We start from the raw sequence: 9766 nt of genomic DNA on the forward strand, positions 1-9766 counted from the left end.
CCTTTTTTTCCCGGGGCTCTTTGTTTATACTTACGGTAACGATTCCGGTGATTCATGTCATAGGCGTGAGATCAACGGTATGACGAGGTGGAGAAGTGGAGCAGATGTCCCTGCGTGAAGCAGCGATCATTACAGCCGGTCATTGGAGCCGGTGGGTACAGGAAGGATACACCGTACTTCCTTATGTTTCGAAATATGAATGGGGGCATGAGGCGCTGGCTTCCTGGCTTCCGGTATGGGAGGATGCAGGCACTCATGCGACCGTACTCGAGAGCGGCAAGGACGGCCGGTACACGTATTTGGCATGCCGGCCCGTGTCTGTCATTACCGGGAAGGATCGGGAGGCGTTCATTCAAGAAGGGAGCAAGCCGGCCCGCCGGGAGGAAGGCGAGCCTCTCCAACTGTTGAAGCGATGGATGTCCCCTTACCGAGCGCCAAAGGTGGAGGGGATACCCAAGTTCGTTGGCGGCTGCATCGGGTATTTAAGCTATGACGTCGCCCGTTCCCTTGAACGGCTGCCCGAGTCGGCGGCAGATGATCTGGAGCTGCCGGATTACGTATTTGTGCAAATGGATGAGCTGTGGATTGTAGACAAGCAGGAGGGGCGGCTGTACTGCGCTGTGATGACGCGCTGGCCGGACGGGAATGCCGGGCAGCAAGCGGCTGGTGCTGCTCTTGCCATGAAGTATGAGGAAGCGGCATTGCGGGCGCAGGCGATGAAGGACCAGTGGGACGGATGGCAGGAACGGGCTTCCGCGAGCTTCAGCCCGCGCCAAGCGGCAAGCTCCTTGTCCGTTCGCGGCCATGATCTGCAGACGATAGATATTGAGGCGTTCGAAGGGGTCGCTTCGGCATTTCCGAAGGAGGAGTTCAAGGATGCGGTGCGCCGCATTCAGCACTATATCGGGCAAGGGGATGTGTTCCAGGTGAACTTGTCCATGCGCCAGTCCCGCCGCTTGCGGGAGACGCCGGATCGGCTATATGAATGGCTGCGCGCATTGAACCCGTCCCCGTACATGGGTTTACTTCGGTTCCCCGAGTTCCAGCTCGTGTCCTGCTCCCCGGAGCTGCTGGTTCGGCTGGAGCAAGGCGCCGTGAGCACACGCCCGATAGCCGGGACGAGACGCCGCGGCCGTACACCGGAAGAGGACGCGTGCCTGGCGGAGGAGCTTCGGACCAACGAGAAGGAGTGCGCGGAGCATATTATGCTCGTCGATCTGGAGCGCAACGACCTTGGCCGCATCTCAGCCTATAGATCGGTGCGGGTGGATGAACTGATGGTCATCGAGATGTACTCCCATGTCATGCATCTCGTCTCGGAGGTGCACGGCACGCTCGCCGAGGGTAAGGATGCCTTTGATGTCATCCAAGCGACATTCCCCGGCGGGACGATCACCGGTGCGCCGAAGGTGCGTACGATGGAAATTATCGAGGAGTTGGAGCCGGTCCGCCGCGGGCCATATACCGGGTCGTTCGGCTGGATTGACTATAACGGTGATTTGGAATTAAATATTATTATTCGTACGCTGGTGGTGAAAGACCAGATAGGCTATATTCAGGCGGGGGCCGGCATCGTGATCGATTCCGACCCGGAACGGGAATATGCCGAATGCCTGAACAAAGCCAAGGTATTATGGAAGGCAGTGCAGTTGAGCGAGAGTGTTCCGGCAGATGAGGTTCCGCCGGGAGAGAATGAAGCAGAGGCAGACGAGAGGAGCGGTTCAGGATGATTCTAGTTATTGATAACTATGATTCGTTTACGTACAACTTGGTGCAATATCTGGGGGAGCTCGGCGAAGAGGTGCGGGTCTACCGCAATGATGAGATCGATATCGCGGACATCGGACGGCTGCAGCCGGATCATCTACTGCTGTCCCCAGGCCCATGCACGCCGAACGAAGCGGGCATCACGCTGCAGGTCATTGAGCATTTCGCGGACAGCATCCCGATTCTGGGCGTATGTCTCGGCCATCAGGCGATCGGCCAAGCCTTCGGTGGGGAGGTTGTCCGTGCCGGACGGCTGATGCATGGCAAGACGTCGTCGATCCTTCACCAGGGCGAATCGATCTTCGCCGGCTTGCCGAATCCGTTCACGGCGACCCGGTATCATTCGCTTATCGTCGATCGGGCGAGTCTGCCGGCTTGCCTGGCGATTACGGCGAAGACGGCCGAAGGAGAGATTATGGGGTTGCAGCATAAGGAATATCCGCTTGTTGGCGTTCAATTCCATCCGGAGTCGATTATTTCCGAGCATGGCCACCAGATGCTGCGCAATTTCTTGAGCATGGCGGCGCTTGTGCGATGACGGGCATCATCGGTTGGAATGGAGAGCTGGTGCTGCGTCATCAAGCCGCGATTTCCGTGATGGACCACGGCTTTTTGTACGGCATGAGCCTGTTCGAGACAATGCGCACGTATAGCGGCCGTCCCTTCCTGCTGGACCGGCATCTGGACCGGCTGGCCGGCGCATGCGAGGAGTTGGGAATCCGTTGGACGGCCGAAGCGGAGCAGGCAGAGGCCCATATCCGGGCCGTCATGGCTGCGAATCATCTGGAAGAGGCCTATGTCCGGTATACGGTAAGCGCCGGCGAGAACGGCATCGGCTTACCGGGCGGCGATTACGCCACCCCGGTGACGGTTGTGCTGGTCAAGCCGCTGCCAGACGTCCCGGATGCGCTGTATGCAGATGGGAAGCCGCTGCAGCGGCTGCGGCTGGCGCGCAACCGGCCCGAGGGGAACAGGCGCTTCAAGTCGAGCCATTACATGAATAATATTCTCGCCAAGCGTGAGCTGGCCGGCTATGGGTCGGCAACTCTTGGGTCGGAAGGGTTAATGCTGAGTGGGGAAGGATGGCTGGCGGAGGGCATCGTCAGCAATCTGTTCTTCCTTATGGGCCGCCTACTTTGTACCCCAGAGCTTGCAACGGGCATTCTTCCCGGCATCACGCGGGGGGCCGTTCTGGAGCTGGCTTCGGCCTGCGGGCTTGTGGCGGAGGAAGGGCTGTACCGCTGGGATGACCTGCTTCAGGCAGACGAAATTTTCATGACGAACTCAGTGCAGGAGCTCGTCCCGATAACTATGCTATGGGATGAGACAGGACAGATGACCGAAGTGAGCGGGGGACGAATCGGAAGCTACACCCGGGCGCTGCTGGACGCTTATCGCTCCCTGACGGTGCGCAATTCTTGACAAACTATGAATGAAGGACGAGGCGTGGCGGCCCATTATTATAGTCACAACATTCATGAACAAGAGCTTATGATAGATCGGAGATGTTGAACATGCTGCAGCCGACATGGCGGCAACGAACCTATCGTTGGGCGAATGGTGCCTTGACTCTCGGTCAGCGCACTCTAATTATGGGAATATTGAATGTGACCCCAGATTCCTTCTCGGACGGCGGCCGGTACAACCGCGTGGGCGCGGCCCTGCGGCACGCGGAGGAGATGCTCGAAGCCGGAGCCGATATTATCGATATCGGCGGGGAGTCGACCCGTCCGGGTCATCAGCCCGTTGGGCAGGAGGAAGAACTGGAACGGGTGATGCCGATCATCGAGGCGCTGCGCTGGGAGTTGCCGCAGACCCCGATCTCGGTGGATACGTATAAAGCGGAGGTGGCGCGGCAAGCACTGAAGGCAGGTGCCCATATTATTAATGACATCTGGGGCTGCAGGAAGGAGCCGGAGATGGCGCATGTCGCCGCCCGCTATGGATGTCCTCTTATCTTGATGCATAACCGACTGGAACGGCGATATGATCGGTTCGTCGATGAGGTGAAGGCGGATTTACTCGAAAGCGTAGTGTTGGCCAAAGCGACGGGAGTGAAGGACGACCAGATTTGGCTCGATCCCGGAATCGGCTTCGCTAAGACCAGGGAGGACAATCTCGTCCTGATGAGTCATCTCGACGAGCTGTGCGCGTTAGGATATCCGGTATTGCTCGGCACATCCCGCAAGAAGTTCATCCGGGATACGCTGCAACTGCCGGTCGACGATGTGGTGGAAGGAACGGCGGCGACGGTGGCGCTCGGCATTGCACAGGGCTGCCAGATCGTGCGCGTGCATGATGTCGTCTCGATCGCCCGTACGGCGCGGATGTGCGACGCGGTGCTGTACCGTTGACAGCAAGCGGCCATATAAAGGGAGGAAAGGAGTGGGGGCGATGAGAGTCGTGAAGCCGGATCGGATGCAGCTCCATCGAATGGAGTTTTTCGGCAAGCATGGGGTGTTCGCGGAGGAACGGACGCTGGGCCAGCGCTGGATCGTCGATCTCGATTTGCAGATCGATTTGCAGAAGGCGGGGCAATCCGATAAGCTGGAGGACTCCGTTCATTATGGCGAAGTGTTTTATTCCGTCAAATCCATTGTAGAGGAGCAGTCGTATCTGCTCGTGGAGGCGTTGGCCGAGCGGATTGCCGAGACGCTGCTGGATGGCTATCCCGCGATTCAAGTGGCTCATGTGCGGGTAACGAAGCCCCACCCGCCGTTCGATATTCATTTCCAGGGTGTGACGATAGACATTACGCGGGCTCGGGAGACGGAGGAGATCGTTCAGGTGGAGGCTGCCGATGAATGAGATGAAACGGAAAGCTGTGGCCTATATTGCGCTTGGAGCCAATCTTGGCGATCGGGAGCGCTCTCTGCGGGAAGCACTGGCGAAGCTGGACGCCCACCCCGCAATTCGGGTGGTCGCATGCTCGGACATTTATGAGACGGAGCCGGTCGGTTATACGGATCAGCGTCCATTTTTGAATATGGTGGCCCGGATGGCTTGTACGCTGGCACCGCAGGATCTGCTGCACGTGATGCTGGACATCGAGCTGGAGATGGGACGGGTTCGAGATGTTCGCTGGGGACCCCGCGTCATCGATCTAGACCTGTTATATATGGAAGGATTCGAGATAGATTTGCCAGAATTGACGCTGCCTCACCCGCGGATGGAAGAGCGGTTATTCGTGCTCATTCCGCTGACGGACATTGTGCCTTTGGATAATAGCCGGCTACATGCATTCGTTCACCGTGCCCTGGGAACACTGGATGGGAAGGAAGAGATTCGGAAGTGGACACGCTTCAGTTGGCCCGACGAGTCCTCGCCTTCCGCAAATTAAAAGGCTTGACCCAGCAGCACTAGCCGACCAGCTGGGCATGTCGGTATCCGTGCTGGGCGAGATAGAGCGGGGATGGCAGAGATTGGATGAAGCTACAATGGGGCGCATTGTCTGGGAACCGGCGTTCGCAAGAGGAACTGGTATCTGATCCTCCTTTTCGGTAAAATGAAATCCTGGCATGCCCTAATGAATACGACCCGGCTCACGATGAGAAGACGGTGCATTCAATAGGACAACGAGGGAAAGGAGAGTGGACGATGTGTTGAAAATCGCCGACATCGAAATGAAAAATCAAGTCGTGCTGGCGCCGATGGCAGGCGTCTGCAATCCGGCGTTCCGGCTGATCGCGAAGGAATTCGGCTGCGGCCTCGTGTGCGCGGAGATGGTTAGCGACAAAGCGCTCGTCCATGGCAATGAACGGACGAGAGAAATGCTATATGTCGACGAACGGGAAAAGCCACTCAGTTTGCAGATTTTCGGAGGAGACCGTAAGTCGTTGGTGGAAGCGGCCAAAATTGTTGACAAAGAATCGAATGCGGATATTATCGACATCAATATGGGGTGTCCCGTTCCGAAGGTGACGAAATGCGATGCGGGCGCGCGTTGGTTGCTCGATCCGAACAAAATTTATGAGATGGTGTCGGCGGTTGTCGATGCCGTGGAGAAGCCGGTTACGGTCAAGATGCGCATCGGCTGGGACGACGAGCATATTTATGTCGTGGACAACGCCAAGGCTATCGAGCGTGCAGGCGGTCGGGCGGTCAGCATCCATGGCCGCACGCGGGAGCAATTGTATACCGGCAAGGCGGATTGGAGCTACATTCGTGAGGTGAAGGAGGCGGTCTCGATTCCGGTTATCGGGAACGGCGACGTGGCGACGCCGGAAGACGCGCGGCGCATGCTTGATGAGACGGGATGCGACGGTGTCATGATCGGCCGTGGCGCCTTGGGCAATCCGTGGATGTTGTACCGGACCGTCGAATATTTGACTACCGGCAAGCTTCTTCCGGATCCGACGCCGGTGGAGAAGGTACGCATTGCGATTATCCATATGGATCGCCTTATCGCGTTGAAGGGGGCGAAGGTGGCGGTCAGGGAAATGCGCAAGCATTTGGCCTGGTACTTGAAGGGACTGCCGGGAGCGGCACGCGTCAAGGACAAGGTGATGGAAGAGACGCAGCGCGACGAGATGGTGCGGTTGCTGGAGGATTATGTTGCCGGCATTGAAGCGAAGGAAAGTATGGCCAACTAGATGAATGCATGCGGCAGGGCGATATGCCCTGCTGATTTTATCAATATTGGATTGAATGGAATAATATCGACACCATTCTTTGCTGCCTAATTCAGGATAGGACCTACATCCAAGTGTTATTACTTCAGTGGAGCGTCTCATTGACTTTTACAAAATCATCCCATATAATTCAACAATAGAAAATTAGCTACGGGCTGATGCGTGCCCATGGATATATCGGGAATCTGGAACAAGCCTGCGCGAAGGAAAGGGGGCATCATGTGGCCGTGATGCCATATGATGAGATTAATTCATTCGCATCGATAAGCCGGCGTTGCTTACTGCGAGAGCGGCCCGAAGCTCGCATGCGAAAATAATGATCATGACAGGAGAATCGGTAAGATGAGTGATAAAGAAGTCATTCTGACCCAGGAGGGTCTGAAGAAACTCGAGGAAGAACTCGATAATCTCAAATCCGTCAAACGCCGCGAGGTGGCGGAACGAATCAAGATAGCGATCGGATACGGGGATATCAGTGAGAACTCCGAATATGAAGACGCGAAGAACGAACAGGCATTCATTGAAGGTCGTATCATTACATTGGAAAAAATGCTTCGCAACGCCCGCATCATCAACAACGACGAAATCGATACGGATACCGTGAGCATTGGCTCCACAGTTATCGTTCAGGATCTCGAGTTTGGCGACACGATGGAGTATACCATTGTTGGTTCGGCGGAATCCGATCCATTGAAGAACCGGATTTCGAATGAGAGTCCGGTAGGCAAGGCGATTTTGGGCAAAGCCAAGGGCACGGTCGTAGACGTCAGCGTGCCTGCGGGCGTGATTCAATACAAAATCGTCGATATCAAGCTCTAAGCCACGACCTAGCAAGAGCGAAGAAGCAGCTCGCATAGCGGCGGTTATCCGACAGCAGCAACGGGGACATAACAGATGAAAGCTTCCTTTAGGGAAGCTTTTTTTCTCATCGTCGGCATTGATATTGGGGGCAGTCGGCCGTTGCTAGACAAGCTGTCGGGCCGATGACAATCATTGACTATATCCCGGCGGCCCTTCGTGTTATGATAACGGTATGGAATGATCCGCAATGGGCTGATGCCAACCGGACAGGCGGAGCAATAGAAGGAGTGAAACGTATGACGGATGTCGTCAATCAAGAGACCGAATTAAGTGAATTGCTACAGATTCGCCGCAACAAGTTGGACGAATTGCGGAAGCTCGGCATTGATCCGTTCGGTGCCAAATATAGCCGCACACATACAGCCAAGGTTGTATTGGATAAATATAATGGCATGACGAAGGAAGAACTGGAGACGGAGGGCGCTATCGTCAGTCTGGCCGGACGCATGATGGCGAAGCGGGAGATGGGCAAGGCGAGCTTCGCCCATATTCAGGATCTGAGCAGCCGCCTACAGATCTATGTCCGTCAGGACACGGTCCCTGCTGCGAAGTATGAGGCGTTCACGATGCTCGACCTTGGCGATATTATCGGGGTAAGCGGTAAGGTATTCAAGACGAAGACCGGCGAACTGTCAGTAAAGGTAACGGATCTGGAGGTGCTATCCAAGTCGCTCTATCCGCTGCCGGAGAAGTATCACGGCTTGAAGGACGTGGAGATGCGCTACCGCCAGCGTTATGTCGATCTCATCATGAATCCGGACGTGCAGCAGACCTTTATTGCACGCTCCCGCATCATTCAATCGATGCGCCGTTATTTGGACTCGCTCGGCTACCTGGAAGTGGAGACGCCGACACTGCATGCGATCGCGGGTGGCGCGGCGGCGCGGCCGTTCATCACGCATCATAACGCGCTCGATATGACGCTGTACATGCGGATCGCGATTGAGCTGCACTTGAAGCGTCTCATTGTCGGCGGTCTGGAGAAGGTATACGAAATCGGACGCGTCTATCGCAATGAAGGGATTTCTACCCGCCATAACCCTGAATTTACGATGATCGAGCTATACGAAGCGTATGCCGATTATGAAGATATCATGCGTCTGACGGAAAATATGATCGCGCATATCGCGCAGGAAGTGTTTGGCACGATGCAGATCCGTTATCAGGGCATTGATATCGATCTGACTCCGCAATGGCGCCGCTTGTCGATGGTTGACGCCGTCAAGGAAGTGACCGGTGTCGATTTCTCGGCACAGATGACTGACGAAGAGGCGCATGCGCTGGCCAAGGAGCATAAAGTGCCAGTGGAGAATCACTTCACGTTCGGGCATATTTTGAACGCCTTCTTTGAGCATTTCGTGGAAGAGACGTTGATTCAGCCGACCTTTATTACCGGGCATCCGGTGGAAATCTCGCCGTTGGCGAAGAAAAATATGCAGGATCCGCGCTTTACGGATCGCTTCGAATTGTTCATCGTGGCTCGCGAGCATGCCAATGCGTTCACAGAGCTGAACGATCCGATCGACCAGCGCCAGCGCTTCGAGGCGCAGCTGGAAGAGCGCGAGCATGGCAACGACGAGGCGCATGAGATGGATGACGACTTCATCCGTGCCCTAGAATACGGCATGCCACCGACGGGCGGACTGGGTATCGGGGTTGACCGCCTCGTTATGCTACTGACCGATTCGCCTTCGATTCGCGATGTACTGCTGTTCCCGCATATGCGAGACCGCAGTAATTCATAATATAGAGCGGCCAAGGAGACCGGCTCTCGCCAAGAGGGCCGGCTTTGTGCGTCTAACAGCCGCCGGGTTATCGCGAAGAAACTACGAATGGAAACTGACATTTAGAAAACAGATTGCTATGTATATGATATCGGCAACACTTTATTTCTCACCTCTTGGCGAAGGGCATTCGGGCTCATTCCTGTGACGGTTCCTGGAGCTGCCCAGGATAGGGTCTACGAGGAGAGTGATATGACGACAACGTGACGAAAGACCGAGTGGATCGGTTATGGTACCGGGAGTCTGCCGGACAGTGGATGGAGGCGCTGCCGACAGGTACGGGCGCCTGGGGGCCTTACAATTTGGCGGGATAAATTCGGATCGCCTGCAGTGAAATCAAGGTTCAGTCTGATACACCGACCGTTCGCCTGTGTAATTTGGCAACTTGGCAGCTTGGAACGTGGAAGGCGGGCGCAGCTGCCTTATCTGGTCGGCTAAATCGAATGGGGAATAAATTTAGTACGACGGGGAAACTTCTATAATAATAGTAAGGAACGAGACCAGAGTTATCGCTCCAGCTCTGTTCCGATATAGTGACTGTACCGGGATATATTCGGTCAGAAAAGGCAAATATACTTGAAATTTTAAATAGTAATATTTTACCTATTGCGTGAAGGTGAAAGGTATGATATATTATATAAGTCGCCGCTGAGAGGCGCGGCACGGCAAGAAAAAATGAGATTGTTCTTTGAAAACTGAACAACGAGTGATGTTTGTGAAGAG

At 55.4% G+C, this 9766-nt stretch carries 10 protein-coding genes; all 10 read left to right on the plus strand.

Annotated elements, in window-relative coordinates:
* Window positions 1-104: 104 nt before the first annotated feature.
* The 10 genes from PPOP_RS08995 to PPOP_RS24070 all read left to right on the plus strand — a co-directional run bounded on the left by PPOP_RS08995 (window position 105) and on the right by PPOP_RS24070 (window position 9357).
* Window positions 105-1730 (plus strand): anthranilate synthase component I family protein, encoded by a 1626-nt coding sequence (locus tag PPOP_RS08995; protein ID WP_042228089.1) that lies wholly within the window; start codon window positions 105-107, stop codon window positions 1728-1730.
* A complete protein-coding gene (locus tag PPOP_RS09000) occupies window positions 1727-2305 on the plus strand; it encodes an anthranilate synthase component II (RefSeq protein ID WP_006285948.1) in 579 nt (192 codons plus the stop codon). The genes PPOP_RS08995 and PPOP_RS09000 overlap by 4 nt, the downstream gene beginning before the upstream one ends.
* Window positions 2302-3189 carry an aminotransferase class IV gene (locus tag PPOP_RS09005; RefSeq protein WP_006285949.1) on the plus strand — a complete coding sequence of 296 codons (888 nt, stop codon included), beginning with the start codon at window positions 2302-2304 and terminating at the stop codon, window positions 3187-3189. Before PPOP_RS09000 ends, PPOP_RS09005 begins: the two co-directional genes overlap by 4 nt.
* 92 nt (window positions 3190-3281) lie before the next feature.
* Window positions 3282-4121 (plus strand): dihydropteroate synthase, encoded by an 840-nt coding sequence (folP, locus tag PPOP_RS09010; RefSeq protein WP_042228090.1) that lies wholly within the window; start codon window positions 3282-3284, stop codon window positions 4119-4121.
* 40 nt (window positions 4122-4161) lie between these two features.
* Entirely contained in the window at window positions 4162-4575 is a 414-nt protein-coding gene (gene folB, locus PPOP_RS09015) for a dihydroneopterin aldolase (protein WP_042228092.1), read from the plus strand.
* Window positions 4568-5107, plus strand: coding sequence for a 2-amino-4-hydroxy-6-hydroxymethyldihydropteridine diphosphokinase (gene folK / locus PPOP_RS09020; protein ID WP_006285952.1), 540 nt, complete (start codon window positions 4568-4570; stop codon window positions 5105-5107). Before folB ends, folK begins: the two co-directional genes overlap by 8 nt.
* 259 nt (window positions 5108-5366) lie before the next feature.
* Window positions 5367-6359, plus strand: coding sequence for a tRNA dihydrouridine synthase DusB (dusB, locus tag PPOP_RS09025; RefSeq protein ID WP_042228094.1), 993 nt, complete (start codon window positions 5367-5369; stop codon window positions 6357-6359).
* A 381-nt stretch (window positions 6360-6740) separates the two neighbouring features.
* Window positions 6741-7217, plus strand: coding sequence for a transcription elongation factor GreA (gene greA / locus PPOP_RS09030; protein ID WP_006285954.1), 477 nt, complete (start codon window positions 6741-6743; stop codon window positions 7215-7217).
* A 278-nt stretch (window positions 7218-7495) separates the two neighbouring features.
* On the plus strand, window positions 7496-9004 hold the full coding sequence (lysS, locus tag PPOP_RS09035) for a lysine--tRNA ligase (protein WP_006285955.1): 1509 nt from the start codon (window positions 7496-7498) through the stop codon (window positions 9002-9004).
* 242 nt (window positions 9005-9246) lie between these two features.
* The gene (locus tag PPOP_RS24070; RefSeq protein WP_234399753.1) at window positions 9247-9357 is read left to right on the plus strand and encodes a glycoside hydrolase family 95 protein; all 111 of its coding nucleotides are present in this window, start codon (window positions 9247-9249) and stop codon (window positions 9355-9357) included.
* Window positions 9358-9766: the final 409 nt, after the last annotated feature.

Source organism: Paenibacillus popilliae ATCC 14706 (assembly GCF_000315235.1).
Lineage (GTDB): Bacteria > Bacillota > Bacilli > Paenibacillales > Paenibacillaceae > Paenibacillus_B > Paenibacillus_B popilliae.